The organism is Rahnella sp. ChDrAdgB13, from assembly GCF_017655185.1.
Classification (GTDB): Bacteria; Pseudomonadota; Gammaproteobacteria; order Enterobacterales; family Enterobacteriaceae; genus Rahnella; species Rahnella contaminans.
On the sequence record NZ_JAEMGT010000057.1, the window covers coordinates 1 to 21,003 of the forward strand.

The 21,003-nt window shown below is 51.0% G+C and carries 16 protein-coding genes, 1 tRNA gene and 1 pseudogene; 7 read left to right on the plus strand and 11 right to left on the minus strand.

Annotated elements, in window-relative coordinates; genetic code table 11:
* Positions 1-69: 69 nt before the first annotated feature.
* Positions 70-408, minus strand: a pseudogene (locus J8X26_RS15650) (arginine deiminase family protein); the annotation flags it as partial.
* A 690-nt stretch (positions 409-1,098) separates the two neighbouring features.
* Here J8X26_RS15650 and J8X26_RS15655 point away from each other — a divergent pair.
* The gene (locus tag J8X26_RS15655) at positions 1,099-1,569 is read left to right on the plus strand and encodes a YhcH/YjgK/YiaL family protein (RefSeq protein ID WP_152327463.1); all 471 of its coding nucleotides are present in this window, start codon (positions 1,099-1,101) and stop codon (positions 1,567-1,569) included.
* 12 nt (positions 1,570-1,581) lie between these two features.
* Here J8X26_RS15655 and J8X26_RS15660 read toward each other — a convergent pair whose 3' ends face one another.
* Entirely contained in the window at positions 1,582-3,354 is a 1,773-nt protein-coding gene (locus J8X26_RS15660) for an alpha-amylase family glycosyl hydrolase (RefSeq protein ID WP_152327288.1), read from the minus strand.
* A 164-nt stretch (positions 3,355-3,518) separates the two neighbouring features.
* Positions 3,519-4,526, minus strand: coding sequence for an ornithine carbamoyltransferase (gene argF, locus J8X26_RS15665; protein WP_152327287.1), 1,008 nt, complete (start codon positions 4,524-4,526; stop codon positions 3,519-3,521).
* Between the two features lie 168 nt (positions 4,527-4,694).
* On the opposite strand from argF, the gene rraB reads away from it, so the two are divergent.
* Positions 4,695-5,120, plus strand: coding sequence for a ribonuclease E inhibitor RraB (rraB, locus tag J8X26_RS15670; protein WP_104924309.1), 426 nt, complete (start codon positions 4,695-4,697; stop codon positions 5,118-5,120).
* Between the two features lie 69 nt (positions 5,121-5,189).
* On the opposite strand, the gene J8X26_RS15675 is transcribed toward rraB, so the two are convergent.
* The 7 genes from J8X26_RS15675 to pepA form a co-directional block, all read right to left on the minus strand.
* Complete coding sequence (locus J8X26_RS15675) at positions 5,190-6,623, minus strand: 6-phospho-beta-glucosidase (RefSeq protein ID WP_152327286.1); 1,434 nt, start codon at positions 6,621-6,623, stop codon at positions 5,190-5,192.
* A 57-nt stretch (positions 6,624-6,680) separates the two neighbouring features.
* Positions 6,681-8,213 carry a PTS transporter subunit EIIC gene (locus tag J8X26_RS15680; RefSeq protein WP_165061395.1) on the minus strand — a complete coding sequence of 511 codons (1,533 nt, stop codon included), beginning with the start codon at positions 8,211-8,213 and terminating at the stop codon, positions 6,681-6,683.
* 147 nt (positions 8,214-8,360) lie between these two features.
* On the minus strand, positions 8,361-9,101 hold the full coding sequence (locus tag J8X26_RS15685; RefSeq protein ID WP_208951338.1) for a MurR/RpiR family transcriptional regulator: 741 nt from the start codon (positions 9,099-9,101) through the stop codon (positions 8,361-8,363).
* A gap of 36 nt (positions 9,102-9,137) precedes the next feature.
* Entirely contained in the window at positions 9,138-9,641 is a 504-nt protein-coding gene (locus J8X26_RS15690) for a GNAT family N-acetyltransferase (RefSeq protein ID WP_208951339.1), read from the minus strand.
* A 162-nt stretch (positions 9,642-9,803) separates the two neighbouring features.
* Positions 9,804-12,659: a valine--tRNA ligase gene (locus J8X26_RS15695; RefSeq protein ID WP_208951340.1), complete on the minus strand. Its 2,856-nt coding sequence runs from the start codon at positions 12,657-12,659 to the stop codon at positions 9,804-9,806.
* Positions 12,652-13,137, minus strand: a complete 486-nt coding sequence (locus J8X26_RS15700; RefSeq protein ID WP_101075028.1) for a DNA polymerase III subunit chi — start codon at positions 13,135-13,137, stop codon at positions 12,652-12,654. The genes J8X26_RS15695 and J8X26_RS15700 overlap by 8 nt, the downstream gene beginning before the upstream one ends.
* Positions 13,138-13,256: 119 nt before the next feature.
* Positions 13,257-14,768, minus strand: coding sequence for a leucyl aminopeptidase (gene pepA, locus J8X26_RS15705; protein ID WP_101075029.1), 1,512 nt, complete (start codon positions 14,766-14,768; stop codon positions 13,257-13,259).
* Between the two features lie 278 nt (positions 14,769-15,046).
* Between pepA and lptF the strand changes: the two genes are divergently transcribed.
* Together lptF and lptG are read left to right on the plus strand one after the other, a co-directional pair.
* A complete protein-coding gene (lptF, locus tag J8X26_RS15710; RefSeq protein WP_152327280.1) occupies positions 15,047-16,141 on the plus strand; it encodes an LPS export ABC transporter permease LptF in 1,095 nt (364 codons plus the stop codon).
* Complete coding sequence (gene lptG, locus J8X26_RS15715; protein WP_152327279.1) at positions 16,141-17,211, plus strand: LPS export ABC transporter permease LptG; 1,071 nt, start codon at positions 16,141-16,143, stop codon at positions 17,209-17,211. Before lptF ends, lptG begins: the two co-directional genes overlap by 1 nt.
* 78 nt (positions 17,212-17,289) lie before the next feature.
* Here the strand turns inward: lptG and ampH are convergent, their stop codons facing one another.
* Positions 17,290-18,429: a D-alanyl-D-alanine-carboxypeptidase/endopeptidase AmpH gene (ampH, locus tag J8X26_RS15720; RefSeq protein WP_152327278.1), complete on the minus strand. Its 1,140-nt coding sequence runs from the start codon at positions 18,427-18,429 to the stop codon at positions 17,290-17,292.
* A 219-nt stretch (positions 18,430-18,648) separates the two neighbouring features.
* Between ampH and J8X26_RS15725 the strand changes: the two genes are divergently transcribed.
* The 3 genes from J8X26_RS15725 to J8X26_RS15735 all read left to right on the plus strand — a co-directional run.
* Positions 18,649-18,733, plus strand: a tRNA-Leu gene (locus tag J8X26_RS15725).
* Between the two features lie 200 nt (positions 18,734-18,933).
* Positions 18,934-20,190, plus strand: coding sequence for an integrase arm-type DNA-binding domain-containing protein (locus J8X26_RS15730; protein ID WP_208951341.1), 1,257 nt, complete (start codon positions 18,934-18,936; stop codon positions 20,188-20,190).
* A 138-nt stretch (positions 20,191-20,328) separates the two neighbouring features.
* Positions 20,329-21,003: type I restriction-modification system subunit M N-terminal domain-containing protein (locus tag J8X26_RS15735; RefSeq protein ID WP_208951342.1), on the plus strand; the 675-nt coding region annotated here is incomplete at its 3' end.

Consider the following 21,003-nt stretch of genomic DNA (forward strand, 5'->3'; position numbering starts at 1 on the left):
GTAAGGATTGCCTGAGAAAGTCAGCGACGAGGGGAGCTTTTATCTAAATCCGATTTATTCAACAAAGCCCCGGTGAGGAAGATCGGCCAGCCAGCCACGGATCTCTTCAGCAAATTGCGGCCCCAGACGGTAGTCGGAGATCTGCATATTCAGCAGCCAGTCTTTGGCCTCGCGATTATCCAGCGTTTCGGTCAGTAAATCAGTCAGAAGCAGAACTTCAACCCCTTGCTGGCGCAGTGTCTGGCTGAAAACATCATGTTCCTTACCGGCTCTTTCAACGGAAAGTACGTCATCAAATAACAGTTCCTGGCAATTCGAAGGGGTTAAGCGTTGCAAGCTTAAATTAGGCCGGTGCAGCATGACGCTGTGCAGTTGACCTATTTCAGAACCGACATAATGCCTTTTCATATTTATTCCTTTCTTATGAAAAAAGTAATCTGGTTAATATTTCAGGCAAAACGAAACCTTGATGAATAAATGGAGTTATTCAATCTTTTTTCATCTCGTCTGGAACGAAGTGAATAATATTCCGCTGAAGCATTTAAGATGTGATTCCGATCTCATCAGAATGAATGAATACAATGGAGTGATAATTAATTGATGATGCGCATTGTTTATTTTATTAATCAATTATCCGTTATGAATAAATAACGTGTGAAAGGAGTAATTATTTTACCTGTTAGAAAAATGACTGGTTGGGATATAATTTATGCAATCGTAATGCATTGAAATAAAGGGGTTTAAATTATCATACGCATAGGGATTAAATTTGTTTGAATAAAAATCCTAAAAATGGGAAATAATCAAAATAATTATTGTGATTTCAAGCGGTTTTTTATATTCGTCGTTTTGTGACCGGCAGAGGAGTTTTTGAAAATATCGTTTCAGACCAGTCACCTGGTCGCGGGTATTTGTGGCTGAAGATGCAATCTATGCACTACGGATGCATAACCATTCTTCTAAGGCTCGCATAAAACCGGGAAAATTAATTTTAGCGAAAAAGGGAAATCTTGATCTGAAAGGTAGCCACCCGTACATAAAGAGGATTATTATTTCTGAAACAACGTTTCACTAATGAATCACTCTCACGAGGTTATGATGATCACCGGAAACATCCATCAACTGCATTTAGTGCCTTATCTGCCCGCTGAACTGCGCGAAGCCATTGAGTATGTGAAGAAAAATATCACGGCGGAAACCCCCCTGGGTAAACACGATATCCACGGCAATGACGCGTTTGTTCTGATTTCAAATGATTCAACGGCGCCGCAGGCAGATCGCCGTGCGGAGTTTCATGCCCGTTATCTGGATATCCAGATTGTCCTGAACGGAACGGAGGGAATGACGTTCAGCAATCTTCCTGCGGGGTACATTGATACCGACTGGCTGGAAGATAAAGACATTGCGTTTCTGGCTGCCGGCGAGCAGGAAAAAACCATGATTATGCAGGCCGGTGATTTCGTGGTGTTTTATCCGGGCGAGGTGCATAAACCGCTGTGCGCCGTTGGCGAATCGGCTAACGTGCGCAAAGCGGTCGTCAAAATGGACGTCAATACGCTGTCTGTTTAATACATTGTCAGTTTAACGCTTTGTTCGTTTGAACAACTTCATCCGCCAGCGACGCAGCCTGCCGAGACGTTCTGGCGCTTTGAGCTTGTGTTTAATCCACACTACCTGCCACGGCTGGAGCCTCATCTGGCCGTTAAACACTTCTCCGCCAATCAGATCTTTGCCTTCCACCGCCAGTTTCAGCATTTGTGAATGATCGCTGATGTTAAACACGCAGGTGATCCGATCTTCGCTCTTTGGATCATAACGTTCCATGGCGAATAACGATTTGCCCAGATCAAACACACGCTGGCCAGCCTGTGGCGAAAATGCCGGATGCGCGCGGCGGTGTTTAATCAGTTCCTCTAAGCCGTAAAACACGCGGGAGCGCAGGCTGTCTTTCTTCTCAAGTTCAGCTTCCAGCGTACCCAGCTCCAGCTTTTTACGGTTGATGCGGCGGTTAATCCCGGACTGATGCATACCGTCGAGATCGTTCTCGCTGCCGAGCAGGCTGTGGATGTAAATGGCCGGTACGCCGATAAACGACAGTAACAATGCCTGCGCCGCCAGGAACTTACGGGCTTTCAGGTCAACATCATCTCCCGGCTCGGTCAGCGCACTCAGGTAATTAATATTCAGCTCGTAAGGCGAATGGGTACCGTCGCCGTTGTCTTTATACGAGACCCGACCTTCTTTGCGCAGCGTTTCCTGCGCCATGTATTTACGTTCATCATCGCTGAGGAAGGTTTCCGTCGGGCGTAGCCCAATGCCGTCGTGACTCGCCAGAAAGTTGAAATACGTGGTGTCCGGGTAGCGCGCTTCCGCGTTCAGGCTTTGTGCCCATTGCGTCAGCGTCGTGGTGTCCTGACGTAAAAATGCATGAAGCGTCAGCGGCGGCAGCGGGAACTGATACACCATATGTGCTTCATCACCTTCACCGAAATAACTGATATTTTCGTGATGCGGCACGTTGGTTTCCGTAATGAGCCGTGTACCGGGGATCACTTCGTCGAGGATCGTGCGCCAGACTTTAATAATGTTGTGCGCCTGCGGCATATGAATGCAGCGTGTGCCCACTTCCTTCCAGATATACCCGATGGCGTCGAGGCGAATAGATTGCCCGCCGCTGGCCGCATACTGTAACAGTACGTCGATGCTCTCCAGCAGAACCTGCGGATTTTTGAAATTGATATCCACCTGATCTTCGCTGAACGTCGTCCACAGATACAGCTCGGTGCCGTTGGCTTTAATAAAAGGCGTCAGCAGCGGAGAGGCGCGCGGACGCACTACGCGGCTGTAATCCAGCTCGGGATTCGAGGCAATAAAGTAATCTTTGTAATACGGATCGTCGTGCAGATAGCCCTTCATCCATTCGCTGGAGCGTGAGATGTGGTTGATCACGCAGTCGAACATCAGATTGAAATGAGCCGAAAGGTGATGAATGTCGGACCAGCCGCCAAGATGTTCGTCGATCCGGCGATAATCAATAACGCTAAAACCGTCGTCCGAGCTGTAGGGATACATGGGCAGAATGTGGATGTCGCTGACGATCTCGCGCAGATAGGTATTGGCGAAATGGTTTAAGGTTGCCAGCGGCGGTTGGTCGCCATGACGAATGTTGTCGCCGTAGGTGATCAGATAAATATTGGTGCCATCGACCCAACTTGTCGTGCGATGTTTGCCGTAATTCCATTTTTCAGCGAGATGCAGGATTTTTTTCAGCAGGTCAGCAATGTGTTCTCTGGGGTAAATCCGGCTTAAAAGACTTTCCAGCCGCAGGACATACTCGAGATTAACTGAGCTCATAGCGGTTCCTTCTTACAGAATTCTTTTTGTATGAAAAATAACAGCGCTCTGAAAAGGTTAGTTGAAAATACGGGGCGCGGGCAGCGGAAGGGCGATATAGCAGAGGATTCTGGGGGAATAACGCGGCATCACTTTGCCTTGTCGCAAAATGATGCCGGATAAAATCAGGCGTTGCCGAGGGTGGCGACCATCACCGCTTTGATGGTGTGCAGACGGTTTTCAGCCTGATCGAAGACCACGCTGTGGCTTGATTCGAACACTTCGTCGGTAACTTCCATGCCGCCGTGCAGACCGTATTCTTCCGCCATTTGTTTGCCGAGTGTGGTCTGGTCATCGTGAAACGCAGGCAGACAATGCAGGAATTTCACCTTCGGATTGCCGGTCAGCGCCAGCATTGCGCTGTTAACCTGATACGGACGCAGCAGATTAATACGCTCTTTCCAGGCTTCTTTCGGTTCGCCCATCGATACCCAAACGTCCGTATACAGGAAATCGGCATCTTTCACGCCGGTCGCGATATCTTCTGTCAACGTTATGCTGCCGCCATTTTCTTTTGCCAGATGTTCGCAGGTGGCGACCAGTTCGGCTTCCGGCCAGCAGGCGGAAGGTGCAACCAGGCGCAAATCCAGCCCGCACAACGCCGCCGCTTCCAGTAGCGAGTTCCCCATGTTATTACGGGTATCGCCCAGATAGGCCAGACGCATACCTTTCAGCGGTTTACCCGGCAGATGCTCCTGCATAGTGAGCAAATCCGCCAGCAACTGCGTTGGATGGAATTCGTTGGTCAGACCGTTCCAGACCGGGACACCGGCATATTGCGCCAGTATTTCCACTTTATCCTGACCGTAACCACGATACTGAATACCGTCATACATCCGGCCAAGCACGCGGGCAGTGTCTTTCATCGATTCTTTATGACCTATCTGGCTGCCGCTTGGGCCGAGGTAGGTGACTTTTGCCCCCTGATCGTAAGCGGCAACTTCGAAAGAGCATCGGGTACGGGTCGAGTCTTTTTCGAAGATGAGCGCGATGTTTTTGCCTTGCAGGCTGGCCTTCTCGGTGCCGTTTTTCTTAGCGGCTTTTAATTCTGCGGAGAGTTTCAGCAGGGACGAAATCTCTGACGGGGTAAAATCCAGTAACCTGAGAAAATGACGTTTACTCAACAAACTCATGATGTCGCTCCATAGCACGTTAGCATTTCGGATTGAATTTAAATTCAATTTAACTGTATGAATATGCAATTACAACCCCGAAGCAAAAACTTTGTCGTTTATAGTGGAGGCGCGCCCTGTGGTGTGTGAAAATAGCGGTCAAACGTCACATTGATTGAGGACTGAGATATGGCAAACCGTGAATTGCTGGACGAACAACGTGAAGAGACTCGCTTAATCATCGAAGAGCTGCTGGACGATGGCAGCGATCCTGACGCGCTTTACACCATTGAACATCACTTATCTTCAGAGAAGTTCGAAGTTCTGGAGAAAGCAGCGGTTGAGGCTTTCAAGCTGGGTTACGAAGTTACCGACCCTGAAGAGTTAGAAGTTGAAGACGGTTCTGTGCTGATGTGTTGTGACGTAATCAGTGAAATCGCGCTGAAAGCGGAACTGATCGACGCTCAGGTTGAACAATTGATGAACCTGGCCGAAGCCAACGGCGTCAACTACGACGGCTGGGGCACTTACTTCGAAGGCGATGACGACGAAGAAGGTGAGGAAGGCGAAGACGAAGATTTCGTTGATGAAGATGATGACGGGAAACGTCATTAATTTTTATCGCGAGTAATATAAAAAAACCGGGCAATGCCCGGTTTTTTTATTTCCGCCAGTTCAGAAGAATTAAAGTACTTCCCCGTTGCTCTCAATCACTTTCTGATACCAGCCAAAACTCTCTTTTTTCGAACGTGCCATCGTGCCGGTGCCGTCGTCATTTTTATCGACGTGGATAAAGCCATAGCGTTTGCTGTACTGGCCGGTGGTGAATGACACGCAGTCAATACAGCCCCACGGCGTGTAGCCCATCAGATCCACACCATCTTCCAGCACGGCTTTCTTCATCTGTTCGATGTGCGCTTTCAGATAAGCGATGCGGTAATCGTCATGAATAACGCCGTCGTCACCCGCTTTATCGATAGCGCCAAAGCCATTTTCGACAATAAACAGCGGTTTCTGGTAACGCTCGTACAGAATGTTCAGGGTATAACGCAGGCCAACAGGATCAATCTGCCATCCCCAGTCGGATGCCTTCACGTGCGGATTCGGGACGCTGCCTGCAAAGCCGGATAACCCGTTATCATCACTTGGGTTGTGCGCTGAAATCGCGTTGCTCATGTAATAGCTCAGGCCGATGTAGTCCGCGCAGCCTTCTCTCAGTGCCTGCAAATCTCCGTCTTCCATTTTGATGTTGAAGCCGCGACGTTCCCATTCTTTCAGTGCATACGCAGGGTAATAACCGCGCATATGCACATCGCTGAACAGGAAGCGTTCATGCATCGCTTCGACCGAATACATCACGTCATCCGGGTGGCAGGAGAACGGGTACAGCGGCACCATGGCGATCATGCAGCCAATCTGGAAATCCGGGTTGATCTGATGGCCGAGTTTGACCACTTTGGCGCTGGCCACGAACTGGTGATGCAGCACCTGATACAGGGTTTCTTCGGGGTTTTCCTGTTCGGTGAATACCACACCGGAGCAGCAATAACCGAACAGCGGATATTTCCAGTTGCGCTGGTTATTGATCTCGTTGAAGGTCATCCAGTATTTCACTTTGCCTTTGTAACGCTCCATCACGACCTGGCTGAAACGCACAAAGAAATCCACCACCTGACGGTTTTTCCAGCCGCCGTATTCCTTCACCAGATGCCATGGCATTTCGAAGTGAGAAAGGGTGATCACCGGCTCAATATTATGTTTGAGCAGCTCATCAAACATGTCGTCGTAGAATTGCAGACCCGCTTCGTTTGGCTGTAATTCGTCACCGTTCGGGAAGATGCGCGTCCAGGCAATCGAAGTACGGAAACATTTGAAGCCCATTTCGGCAAACAGCGCGATGTCTTCTTTGTAGTGCGAATAAAAATCGACAGCTTCGTGGTTAGGGTAGCTGTAACCCTCCAGCACGCCGTCTGTCATCACGCGATCGACGCCGTGTGCGCCGCCGGAAAGCACGTCGCAAATGCTCACGCCTTTGCCGCCTTTGTTCCAACCGCCTTCAACCTGATGTGCTGCAACTGCGCCGCCCCATAAGAAATCTTTCGGTAACTGTTGACTCATTTTCGTTCTCCCTTGAGGCGGGCTGTAGCAGCCCGCGTGGTAAATGTAATATCCGGTTTAATTCATTTCTGCCTGTGCGGCGCGCTGACTTTCAGCCTGGATCTTTTTCGTGGCCGCGACATCGGGCTCATCTTTGAAACCGACCAGCCAGGTAAACAGGGCACCGAGCACAAAGGCGACGGTAATCGAGAGCAGAAAACCGAGGAACTGCGGCATGTGGCCTTCTTTGAAGAATACCGGCAATACCGCAATGCCCGGCAAGCAATAGCTCCATGAAACAGCGTTGAAAGAACCGGCAATCGCACCGCCGATACCACCCGCCACGCAGCTGCAGAGGAAAGGTTTTTTCAGGCGCAGGGCCACACCGTAAATCGCAGGTTCGGTAATCCCAAACAGGCCGGTAACGCCCGCGGAGAGGGAAATCCCTTTCATTTCACGGCTGCGGGTTTTCAGATATACGCCAAACATACTGCCGGTCATTGCAAAGACGGCGGATGCCTGCAGGCCGGTAAAGGTGTCATAACCCAGCGTTGCGTAGTTGCCGACAGTAACTGGCGTAATGCCCCAGTGAACGCCGAGTGTGACCAGCGGTTGCCAGAAAGCACCGACAACGAAACCGGCAATGGTCGGGCTGAGGTGATAGAGATAGTTGTAAACGCCGCCAATCGCGCCGCCGATCAGGTTGCCGATCGGGCCGAATACCAGAAGCGTCATCGGTACCATAATGGCGATACAAAACATCGGGGTGAACAGGTTGCGGATGACGACTGGCAGCACTTTATTGAAGAAGCGTTCGACGTAAGACATCGCCCAAACCATCAGGATGATCGGAATAACTGACGCGGTATAGCTGAGATATTTCACCGGTATCCCGAGGAAATCGAGCGTTGGCGAAGCCAGCGGAATGCCGACAATGTTAGTCAGGATGCTGGCGATTTCCGGATTGTTCACGGCTTCACGCATCAGTTGCTGCATGGCCGGGTCGGCGGAGTTGATCGAGGTGATTTTGAACGCGGTCAGCATGTTCATATAATCAGGGCTGATCAGCGCACAGGCCGTAATGACGGCGGTAAACGGATGGACGTTGAATTTTTTTGCCGCCGTAAACGCGATCATGACCGGCAGGAAGGTAAACGCCGTCCAGGAAACGAAATTGAGAATACGGTAGGTGCCGCTGCCTGAGTCCATAATCCCGACGGCTGCGAGGAAAGAAATGATCCCCTGTAAAATACCGCAGGCGGCGAGCTGATAAAGGAATGGCGTGAAGATACTGGAAATGACATCCATCACACGGCTGACGATGCCGACGTTCGGCGCAGAGACCGGCGCGTTTTCGTCGACGTGGATCAGTTTCAGAACCTGTTTATAAGCGTCGCTGACGTGGTTACCAATCACCACTTGCATCTGGCCGCCGGCCTCAATCACCGTGATCACGCCCTTGACGCGTTTTAATTCTTCTTTATCGACGGCTTTATTATCTTTCAGAACAAAACGTAAACGGGTGGCGCAATGTGTGATGCTAATCACATTATTATCACCGCCAATATATTTAACAATTTCCTGAGCTGTCTGAGCGTAATCAATGGCCATTATTTATTATTCTCCTGCGGGTAAACAGAGGTGAGCTTTTTTGTTTTTTTACTCGTTGGCAGGAGTGTAGCAAAAGAAAGGGTATTGTCACGATATAACAAAAAACAACTCAGGTGATTTGTTACACCTTAAAAACACCCTGTTTTTTCATTGCGCTGAGTCACGTTTTATTAAAGGTAATTTCTTTCCAATCGTTTCGATAATATAAAGTACGGGGATCTGCGTTGTAATATTGTACTGGCCTTCTAATACAATTTGCGGCATGTGGTAGGAGATGTTGAGGTCTGCCATACGCGCCAGCGTTGAGCTTTCGCTGTTCGTCAGGCTAATGATCTGGCAGTTGTGCTGGCTGAACTGTGTAGCGAACCGTAATACTTCCTCCGTCTCCCCTGAGACAGAAAGAATAATAGCGATGGCATCTTTATACATATCGCTGTTAATCGGAAAATAAGGATCGTCAATAAAGGTACTGAATTTCCCGACGTTAGAGAAAAAACGTGCGCTGTATTTCCCTAATGAACCTGATGTTCCTACGCCGACAAATATAATTCGCTGCGCGTCGGAAATTCTTTTGGCCGCCTGATCTAATAATTCATCAAATTCGCTGTTATTAATACTTTTGAAATAGCTGATTATTTCACTGATGCCAAAGGAGACCGGCGGTTTTTCTTCATGTTCTAAAAACAATTTAAAACGGATACGAAACTCAGAATATCCTTCACAATCCATTTTTTTGCAAAAACGCAGAACCGTGGTGGTGGATACCCCGGCGGCATCTGCCAGCTCACGGATAGTCATGTACATCACTTTATCGCCATTTTTGACGATGTAGTTATAGACCGTCAGTTCCAGTTCGTTTAACGCTGAAATGGCTTTATGTGTGAACATGAGATGCCTGTTTTTTTATGGATTGCGAAAAGGATATCAGAGGTATTTTAACATCGTCACTTCACAATCGACATGCCCCGTATTGCCCAGTGAGCCATTAATATATTGAAAACCCAGACGCTCATACAGCGCGATCGCCTGCGTCAGGCTGGCGGTTGTTTCCAGGTAGCAGCGCGCGAATCCGTTCTGGCGGGCATGTTCCATTGCCTGTAACGCCAGTCGTTTCGCCAGACCCTGGCCGCGCAGCGAAGGCAGGAAATACATTTTTTGCAGTTCGCACAAATCATCTTCGCCGCCAGAAAGCGGTGCAACACCGCCGCCGCCGGCGACTTTACCGTCGACTTCCACCACCCAGTAAGCGCAACGTGGCTGACTGTAGCTTTCATACAGATGATCCAAATTCGGGTCTGCTACGGTATAGCCTTTATCGGCAGTCAGGCCAAATTCAGCAGATACATGGCGGATCACGTTTGCGATAGCCGCGTTATCTTCAGGGCGAATCGGGCGCACCAGCACGCTGACAGGAAGGGAGGTCGTCATATTGCTCACTCAGTTTCAAATAATAAGATAAATAAACAGACCGTTTTAATACCATCTAAGGGCAGATGGGTGCAACGTTACCGGCTGTTATCGCAGAATAAAAAAGGCCGCTTTCGCGGCCTTTGTCATCTCATGTATTTACCCGGATAACCGGCACCAAAATTACAGAGCAGCGATTGTTGCTTTCTGTTCTGCAATCTTGATTTTGGCTTCACCGCAGGCTGCCAGACGTTCGCGCTCTTTTGCGACTACGGCTTCCGGCGCACGCGCCACAAAACCTTCGTTAGACAGTTTGCCTTCGATAGACGCAATCTCGCCATCCAGCTTCGCCATCTCTTTGTCCAGACGCGCCAGCTCGGCATCTTTGTCGATCAGACCGGCCATTGGGATCAGCAACTCAGCGCCTTCAACCAGTTTGGTGACAGACACAGGGCCTTTGTCACCTGCAGGCAGAATGGTAATGGATTCCAGACGCGCCAGAGACTTAATGAAGCTCAGGTTCTGTTCAACACGACGCTGTGCATCGGCACTCGCGCCGCGCAGCAGCAGTTCCAGCGGCTTGGCCGGAGACAGATTCATCTCGGCACGCACGTTACGGATAGCGATGATCGCCTGCTTGATCCACTCAAGATCGGCCAGCGCCAGTTCGTCTGCTTTCGCCGCGTCAAATTCCGGGAAAGGCTGCAGCATGATGGTTTCTGCAGTGATGCCTTTCAGCGTTTTCACGCGCTGCCAGATGGTTTCTGTGATGAAAGGAATGATCGGATGCGCAAGACGCAGCAGACCTTCCAGCACTTCAACCAGCGTATGACGGGTGCCGCGTAGTTGTGCTTCGCTGCCACCGTTCATGACCGGTTTAGTCAGCTCCAGATACCAGTCGCAGAACTGGTTCCAGGTGAATTCATACAGAATGCTGGCAGCCAGATCGAAGCGGTAGTTATCCATCGCTTCACGGTAAGATTTCACCGTGCGGTTATATTCCGCGAGGATCCAGCGGTCAGCCAGTGACAGCTCAAGTTCGCCACCATTCAGACCACAATCCTGATCTTCGGTGTTCATCAGTACGAAGCGGCTGGCGTTCCACAGTTTGTTACAGAAGTTGCGGTAACCTTCAAGACGCTTCATGTCCCAGTTGATGTCACGGCCGGTAGAAGCCAGTGCCGCCAGCGTGAACCGCAGGGCATCGGTGCCGTGCGGTTCGATGCCGTTAGGGAATTGCTTCTCGGTGCGCTTGCGGATTTTTTCCGCCAGCTGCGGCTGCATCATGTTGCCGGTACGTTTTTCCAGCAGATCTTCCAGCGAAATACCGTCAATCATATCCAGCGGATCGATAACGTTACCTTTGGACTTGGACATTTTCTGCCCTTCGTCGTCGCGGATAAGACCGGTCATGTAAACGGTGTTAAACGGAACCTGTGGCTTGCCATTCTCGTCTTTCACGAAATGCATGGTCATCATGATCATGCGCGCAATCCAGAAGAAGATGATGTCGAAGCCGCTCACAACCACGCTTGAAGGGTGGAAAGCTTTGAGATCAGGCGTCTGTTCTGGCCAGCCCAGTGTGGAGAATGTCCACAGGCCGGAAGAGAACCAGGTGTCGAGCACGTCTTCGTCCTGAGTCAGCACAACGTCTGCGTCCAGATTGTTTTCGCTGCGGACTTCCGCTTCGTCACGGCCAACGAATACGTTGCCTTCGGCGTCATACCACGCAGGAATACGGTGTCCCCACCACAGCTGACGGGAAATACACCAGTCCTGAATGTCACGCATCCAGCTGAAATACATATTTTCGTACTGTTTAGGTACGAACTGGATTTCACCTTGCTCAACGGCCTCCACCGCGACTTTCGCCAGTGGCGCAGTGCGGACGTACCACTGGTCAGTCAGCATGGGTTCGATAACCACGCCGCCACGGTCACCGTAAGGTACGGTCAGGTCGTGAGGTTTGATTTCTTCGAGCAGACCGGCTTCGTCAAATGCAGCGACGACCGCTTTACGCGCGGCAAAGCGCTCCAGGCCACGGAACTGTTCAGGGATATCGTTAGCACAGGCATCGCTTTCTTCGCCGTTAGTGTCGAACACTTCAGCAGTCTGGCGGATATCGCCATCGAAAGTCAGAATGTTGATCATCGGCAGACCGTGACGTTTACCGACTTCATAGTCATTAAAGTCATGCGCAGGCGTGATCTTCACACAACCGGTGCCCTTTTCCATGTCGGCATGTTCGTCGCCCACGATGGGAATACGGCGGCCTACCAGCGGCAAAATGATTTCTTTGCCGATGAGATCTTTATAACGCGGATCTTCCGGGTTAACGGCCACGCCGGTATCACCGAGGACGGTTTCCGGACGGGTGGTCGCGACAACCAGATAATCTTTGCCTTCAGCGGTTTTCGCGCCGTCAGCCAGCGGATAGCGCAGGTGCCACATGGAACCTTTGGATTCGCGGTTTTCAACTTCGAGGTCGGAAATCGCGGTGCGCAGTTTTGGATCCCAGTTCACCAGGCGTTTGCCACGGTAAATCAGATCTTCTTTATACAGGCGTACGAACACTTCGCGCACGGCGTTGGACAGACCTTCATCCATGGTGAAGCGCTCACGCTCCCAATCCACGGAATCGCCGAGACGGCGCATCTGACGGGTAATGGTGCCGCCAGATTCTGCTTTCCAGTCCCAGATTTTGTCGATAAATGCTTCACGGCCGTAGTCGTGACGGGTTTTGCCTTCTTCGGCTGCGATTTTACGCTCAACCACCATCTGCGTTGCGATGCCCGCATGGTCGGTGCCCGCCTGCCACAGAGTATTTTTACCCTGCATGCGCTGATAGCGGATCATGGCGTCCATGATGGTTTGCTGGAAAGCATGACCCATGTGCAAGCTGCCGGTAACGTTCGGCGGCGGGATCATGATGGCAAAGCTTTCTTTACTGGTATCACCATGTGGCTTGAAATAGCCCTGTTGTTCCCAGTGCTCGTAAAGCGGCTGCTCGATGTCTTGCGGGTTATATGTCTTATCCATTTCGCTTCGTATTTTCGTCGGTCGATGTGGTGACTGAGGGCGGCGTGGCCGTCGTCAAAGAGAAACCCACGCTGCGATAGGCTTTGTAGCGTTCGCGCGCAAGCTGTTTAAGGGAATCTTCGTAAGGAACGAAGTCTACCACTTCATGGAAAGCAGTAGCAAAATCTGCAAATTCAGGCAGGAGGCTTATCAGCAGGTCGCGTGGCGCATTGCCGCGCTTACCCGGCCAGCAAAGCTCCACCGGTGCACCAAATCTCGGGCCTTCACCCGCCAGATTGTGTGGCACAAAATGGTTTGGATCGCGCTTCCACAGCGCTTCATCCAGACGCTCGGCCTGTTTTTGATCCTCACAGGCCAGCAGAACACGTTTGCCCATCCGGTAACGTTCGGCGGCGACCTGACAGGCCAGCGCTTCGTGTGAGCTGAGCTCGCCACTTGCATCCGGCGCATCGAGAAGAAAGAAGGTTGCCTGTTTCATGATGAGTTCACTGTGCTGCTGAGAAAAAACAGGGGCGCAACTGGGTGCGCCCGCCTGTGAAGGGTCTGAGGATATTTCCAGACCCTGACTGGAGAATTATACCTTATTTAGCGAATGAATCATTCATCGCCATCAAGGCCAGCGCGGTTCAGCAGGAACTGCGCCAGAAGTGCGACCGGACGACCGGTTGCGCCTTTGTTTTTACCTGAACGCCATGCGGTACCGGCGATGTCCAGATGCGCCCAGCTGTATTTACGGGTGAAGCGCGACAGGAAGCAACCCGCGGTGATTGCACCACCCGGACGGCCACCGATGTTCGCCATATCAGCAAAATTGGAATCCAGCTGTTCCTGATATTCATCCGCCAGCGGCAGACGCCACGCGCGGTCACCGGCCTGTTCGGACGCGCCGATCAGTTCGTGTGCTAGCGGATTGTGGTTCGACAGCAGACCGGTGATGTGATGGCCAAGGGCAATCACACAGGCACCGGTCAGCGTGGCGACGTCAATCACCAGCTCAGGATCAAAGCGTTCAACGTAAGTCAGTGCATCGCACAGCACCAGACGGCCTTCGGCGTCGGTATTGAGCACTTCAACGGTCTGGCCGGACATGGTCGTCAGAATATCGCCCGGACGGAACGCCTGACCGCCTGGCATGTTTTCACAGCCTGCGAGCACGCCAATCACGTTGAGCGGCAGATTCAGTTCAGCCACCACACGCATCGCGCCGTAAACCGCTGCGGCACCGCACATGTCGTACTTCATTTCATCCATATCAGCCGCTGGCTTAATGGAAATACCGCCGGAATCGAAGGTCAGACCTTTACCGACGAGCACGATAGGCTTAGCGTCAGGATTAGGATTTCCTTTATATTCCATCACCGACATCAGTGATTCGTTTTTCGAACCCTGACCTACCGCCAGATACGCATTCATCCCCAGCTCTTTCATCTGCTGTTCGCCGATTACGCGAGTGGTGATGTTGGTGCTGAACGCATCTGCCAGCTGACGGGCCTGCGACGCCAGATACGCGGCGTTACAGATGTTCGGTGGCATATTGCCGAGATCTTTTGCCGCTTTGATACCGGCAGAAACCGCCAGACCATGGGAAATTGCGCGCTCACCGCTGGTCAGTTCACGGCGGGTCGGCACGTTGAAAACCATTTTACGCAGCGGACGGCGAGGTTCGGTTTTATTGCTTTTAAGCTGATCGAAGGTGTAAAGCGATTCTTTGGAGGTCTCGACCGCTTGACGCACTTTCCAGTAAGTATTACGCCCTTTGACGTGCAGCTCGGTGAGGAAGCAAACGGCCTCCATAGAACCGGTGTCGTTCAGGGTGTTGATCGTTTTCTGGATCACCTGTTTGTACTGGCGCTCATCCAGCTCACGCTCTTTGCCGCAACCAATCAGCAAGATACGTTCGGAAAGGATATTCGGTACATGATGCAGTAACAGGGTCTGGCCCACTTTGCCTTCAAGTTCGCCACGGCGGAGCAGGGCGCTGATGTAGCCATCACTGATTTTATCGAGCTGTTCGGCAATCGGTGACAGGCGGCGAGGTTCGAAAACGCCGACTACAATACAGGCACTGCGTTGTTTTTCCGGGCTACCGCTTTTTACGCTGAACTCCATGCACTCTCCTGAATCTTAAAGACAAGGGCGGGAGGTACGGCTAGAATGAGTCGCCGGAGACACTCTCCCGTCATTGTGTTAACGACCTGTGTTAACCTTAAACGGCGTTAGTTTTTATTTTGGCGGCTATAAGCAAGTTCCTATAGGACACCCCAAATCTCGGTGTTGTAATACTATTTTAGCTGCGAAGGTTGCCATATGATGAGAATAAATGACGGATTAGCGATGAAACTAGCGATTTTCCTTCAAAAAGACAAGTTTTCACAGGCGTATTAAGCGTGATCATCATTAGATATCTGGTTAGGGAAACCTTCAAGAGCCAATTTGCCATTCTGTTCATTTTACTTCTTATCTTCTTCTGTCAGAAGCTGGTCAGAGTGCTTGGAGCAGCGGTCGATGGCGATATCCCAACAAATTTAGTTCTGTCACTTCTGGGGTTAGGTATTCCGGAAATGGCGCAGCTTATTCTTCCACTCAGCCTGTTCCTTGGTCTGCTGATGACGTTCGGCCGGTTATATACCGATAGCGAAATTACCGTCATGCATGCGTGTGGCCTTGGAAAACGCTCACTGGTTATCGCGGCGCTGGTTTTGGCGCTGTTTACGTCATTTTTCGCCGGGATTAATGCCATCTGGCTGAGTCCCTGGTCGTCAAAACATCAGGACGCGGTTCTGGCGGAAGCGAAAGCTAACCCGAGCATGGCGGCGATGGTTGAAGGCCAGTTCCAGCAGGCGCAGAACGGCAATGCGGTTCTGTTTGTCGGCAGTGTAAAAGGGAAAGAATTCCATAACGTTTTCCTCGCGCAGTTACGCCCGAACGGCAACCAGCGACCTTCCGTCGTGGTGGCAGATAAAGGGCACATGTTGCAGCGTGCTGACGGTTCACAACAGGTGATGCTGGATAAAGGCACGCGTTACGAAGGCACCGCATTGTTGCGTGATTTCCGTGTTACGGACTTCACCGATTATCTGGCGGTTATCGGCCATCAGACCGTGCAGCTTGACCCGAATCAGTCTGATCAGATGACCATGACGCAGCTCTGGAATTCCAATGAACCGGAAGCCAGTGCAGAGCTGAACTGGCGTTTAACGCTGATCGTTTCCGTGTTTATTATGGCGTTGCTGGTGGTTCCTCTCAGCGTGGTCAACCCGCGTCAGGGCCGCGTTCTGAGTATGCTGCCGGCTATCCTGCTCTATCTGATTTTCTTCCTGCTGCAAACCTCCCTGCGGTCTAACGGCGCGAAGGGCAAGCTGGATCCGTTCCTCTGGATGTGGGGAACGAACCTGCTTTACCTGGCACTGGCACTGGTGCTTAATGCGTGGGATACCTTGCCGGTTCGCAAGATCCGGGCGCGTCTGAGAGGAGTTGCCTGATGTTTGGCGTATTAGACCGTTACATTGGTCGCACTATCTTCAACACCATCATGATGACGTTGTTCATGCTGGTGTCACTCTCCGGCATCATCAAGTTTGTCGATCAGCTGCGTAAAGTCGGGCAGGGAGGCTATTCCGCCGCCGGTGCCGGGTTGTACACCTTGCTTAGCGTGCCAAAAGATATCGAGATTTTCTTCCCGATGGCGGCGTTACTGGGTGCATTGCTTGGCTTAGGTACGCTGGCAACACGCAGCGAACTGGTGGTTATGCAGGCTTCCGGTTTCACCCGTATGCAGATAGCCGCTTCCGTGATGAAAACGGCGATCCCTCTGGTGCTTCTGACCATGGCGATTGGTGAATGGGTGGCGCCGCAGGGCGAACAAATGGCCCGTAATTACCGTGCGCAGGCGATGTACGGCGGTTCGTTGCTTTCCACTCAGAACGGTTTATGGGCGAAAGACGGTCACGACTTTATCTACATTGAGCGTGTGGCTGGTGAAAAAGAGCTGACAGGCGTCAACATCTATCACTTCAACGATCAGAACAAATTGCAGTCCGTCCGTTATGCCTCTTCGGCAACCTTTGACGGCGGTGAGTGGAAACTCTCTCAGGTGGATGAGTCTGACCTGACAGATAACCTGCAAATCACCGGTTCTCAGACGCTGACCGGCGTGTGGAAAACGAACCTGACGCCGGACAAACTGGGCGTTGTTGCGCTGGATCCTGACGCATTGTCGATCAGCGGTCTGCACAACTATGTGAAATATCTCAAGCAGAGCGGGCAGGAAGCTAAACGTTATCAGCTGAACATGTGGAGTAAAATCTTCTCGCCACTGTCTGTCGCGGTGATGATGCTGATGGCGCTCTCGTTCATCTTCGGACCTCTGCGCAGTGTGCCGATGGGCGTGCGTGTGGTTACCGGTATTTGCTTCGGTTTCCTGTTCTACGTACTTGACCAGATCTTCGGCCCGTTAAGCCTGGTTTATAACATTCCGCCGATCCTTGGCGCACTGTTACCAAGCGGTCTGTTCTTCGTCATCAGTATGTTTTTGCTGCTGAAAAAAAGATAAACTTGCCCGTGCGGATAAACAAAAAGCAGGCCTTTCATGAGCCTGCTTTTTTTACGTCTGAAGATTGTGAGCCGGGCGTTAAATCTCGTTATTACGCACCAGATCCGCCACCAGATCGTTCACACCATCACTCATATTCTTAAACTTGGTCAGTTCACTGCGGGTGACCACCACGAACACGCCGACACCGCGTTGGGGTACCATTGCAACATACGTGATAAAGCCGCCACCGCCGCCGGTTTTCTGAATGATGCGCGGCAGCAACGGCGTCGGAGCCATCGTTACCCAGCCCATTCCCAGTGAATCCGCCATGCCCGGGACATCCATCCCTTTCAGCGAGACCAGATCGGTACGCTTGTAATACATCTTTTGCGCCATTTCAGCCGTGGTGGTGCGCTGCCCGAGGAACTGACGCATCCAGCGGCCCATATCGGCTGGCGTGGAATAAATCCCACCGCTGCCCGCGGCTGCAATGGTGTTAATGCAAGGACTTGGACGCAGACCTTCCATCAGGCGCGAACACTGGCTGGCGTTTGGCGTCAGCGTTGTATCGATCATGCCCAGTGGCTGAGTAATCTGATCACGCAGCAACTGTGTGTAAGGCTGATTAGCCGCTTTCGATAACGCATCAGAAAGCAGGTCAAACGCCAGATTGGAGTAAGACGCGCGGGCACCCGGCGGCACAGTGAGTTTCGCGACACTCAGCCAGGTCCAGCGATCGCTTTTCGTCGGCCAGGTGAACACGGCACGATGCGCGACACCGCCGGGCTGCTCGCGTGGCAGTCCGCTGGTGTGCGTGGCCAGATTCAGCAGCGTAATCGGATTAGTGCCGCTGTAAGAGGGCACGCGGGCACCGGCCGGAGCGTATTTACGTAGCGGATCGTTAATGCTGACTTTGCCTTGCTGCGCCATTTTCACCAGCACTTCGCTGGTAATAAGCTTGGTCAGCGAAGCAATGCGCACCACGGAGTCTTCACGCGGACGGATATCGGAACCCGGTTTAGTTTCCCCAAAACTGCGGAAAACTTGCTGATTATTATCAACGACTACCAGCGCCATTCCCATTGCGCCGCTACCGTAAAAGATGTGTTCTGCATGGTCATCCACGACCTGCGACGCCAGACGCGCATTGGCCTGCGCGTGGCTCCATAAAGGCGTACTGGCGAGGGCCAGCGCGAGGAGCGAAAGTGAGAGTTTTTTCAACAAGCTGGTATCCATCAACAGGGCATAATCTATTCGTGATTTGTATACTAATGCGAAGTTTGATAAACGGCATCGGAAAAACGAAGACAAATCGAAGTTTTTTGTCAGCAAAACCCCTCCGGATTGCGGTTCGTGTCTGTTTTTTCAACACTTAAACCGTACAACACGGGATAACTATTGCGTGACCGGCTGGGCTGGGTATAATGCCCACGTTTTCCGCATACTACTTTCAGTGCCGAAGTGGCGAAATCGGTAGACGCAGTTGATTCAAAATCAACCATCGAAAGATGTGCCGGTTCGATTCCGGCCTTCGGCACCATTAGTATGTAAATAGACCTCAACTGAGGTCTTTTTTTATGCCTAAAATCCAGTCCCCGCAAGGCTTTGCCCCGCTTTTCAGTCAACCGACGTCAATCTGAGTTACCCCACATCAACATGCTTGTGAGTATACTAATGAGTATATCTGCCGATTCGATATTGCTTGTATACTCACGATAGACCTATGGAAGGATGACCATTATGGCCCTGACAGATACTAAAGTGCGTTCTGCAAAATCTGAGGAAAATGAGTATTCGCTCGTTGACGGCGACGGTATGTTCTTACTTGTAAAACCTAACGGCTCAAAGTATTGGAGATTTCGATTCCGGTTCGGCGGTAAACAACATTTGATGGCATTTGGTGTTTATCCTGAAACGTCACTGGCTGACGCCAGACAAAAAAGAGAAGCAGCCAGAAAGCTGGTTGCTGCAGGTATTGATCCCCGCGAACAAAAACGTGCAGTAAAAGAAGAGTTGGCTAAAGAAGTCTTCACCTTCGAAGTGGTTGCCAGAGAATGGCATGCAACTAATAAGAAGTGGTCAAAAGATCATAGCTCTCGTGTTTTGAAAACACTGGAAGACTTTCTTTTCCCGGCCATTGGCAAACACAATATCACCGAACTTAAAACTCGCGATTTACTGGCACCTATCAAAGCGGTAGAGAAGTCAGGTCGTCTTGAAGTGGCTTCGCGTCTTCAGCAGCGCACGACTGCAATAATGCGCTACGCCGTACAAAGTGGTTTGACCGACTACAATCCCGCGCAGGAAATGGCTGGTGCCGTCGCTACAGCAAAACGGCAACATCGCCCCGCCCTAGAACTTAGCCGTACTCCTGAACTCCTACACCGTATCGATACCTACACCGGCAGGCCGCTCACTCGTTTAGCTATAGAAATAACGTTGCTTACCTTTATCCGTTCCAGCGAACTGCGTTTCGCCCGCTGGTCAGAGATCGACTTTGAGACATCAATGTGGACTATACCGGCAGACCGTGAACCGCTGGAAGGCGTTAAGCACTCTCACCGTGGGTCAAAGATGCGTACTCCGCATCTGGTACCTTTATCTCGGCAGGCACTTGCAGTCCTTGAGAAAATAAAACGTCTAAATGGTAATCGTGATTTAATTTTCGTTGGCGATCACGATCCCCGTAAACCGATGAGCGAAAACACAGTGAACAATGCACTGCGGGTGATGGGTTATGACACTAAGGTGGAAGTCTGTGGTCACGGATTTAGAACTATGGCATGTAGCTCGTTGATCGAGTCAGGGATGTGGTCTAAAGATGCGGTAGAGCGGCAGATGAGCCACCAAGAGCGTAACTCTGTGCGTGCGTCTTACATTCATAAGGCAGAGCACTTGGATGAACGCAGGCTAATGCTGCAGTGGTGGGCTGATTATCTTGATGCGAACAGGGGGAAGGGGATTAGCCCTTTTGATTTTGGAAAAGGTAATAGTTAATTAGGATCAATAGTGCCATTTTTTCCTATGGTTTTATTGAAAAGTCTCACATAAGCATTTTTCTTTACACTGGCTTTTTAAGCCAGTGTAAAGTGCTTTGGATTATTTTTTATGGCTGCGAGCTCTTCTGAGGGTTTCATGACTAGTTCTACCTTTACTCAAACGGCTGCCTTTATCTGGTCTGTCGCTGATTTGCTTCGCGGTGATTTTAAGCAATCCCAGTATGGGCGTGTGATCCTGCCTTTTACGCTGTTACGTCGCCTGGAATGTGTGCTAGCGCCTACTAAAGATGCGGTGGTTGCAGAAGTAGAAAAGCTGAAAGCCAGCCCTTTGCCGGAAGAAGGGCGAGAGAAGTTTCTGTTATCTGCCACCAAGGGGTTGTCGTTCTTTAATACCTCGCCGATAGATCTAGGCAAAATAGGACAGAATGACATCAAGGCGAACCTTGAGAATTACGTTCAGTGTTTCTCGAAGGATGCGCGTGAAATCTTTGAGTATTTCAAATTCAGCGAGTTTGTTGGCCTGTTGGATGATGCCAATCTACTGTTCAAAATCGTTAAGAAATTCGCCACTATCGATCTGAGCCCTGATGCCATTTCTAACCATGAAATGGGGCTGGTGTTTGAAGAGCTGATCCGTCGTTTTGCGGAGAGTTCAAACGAGACGGCTGGAGAGCACTTTACTCCACGCGATATCGTGCGCTTAACCACTTCGCTGGTGTTTATGGAAGATAATGAGGCGTTGTCGAAAGGCGGTATTATTCGCACCATTTACGACCCGACAGCGGGCACCGGCGGTTTCCTCTCGTCTGGG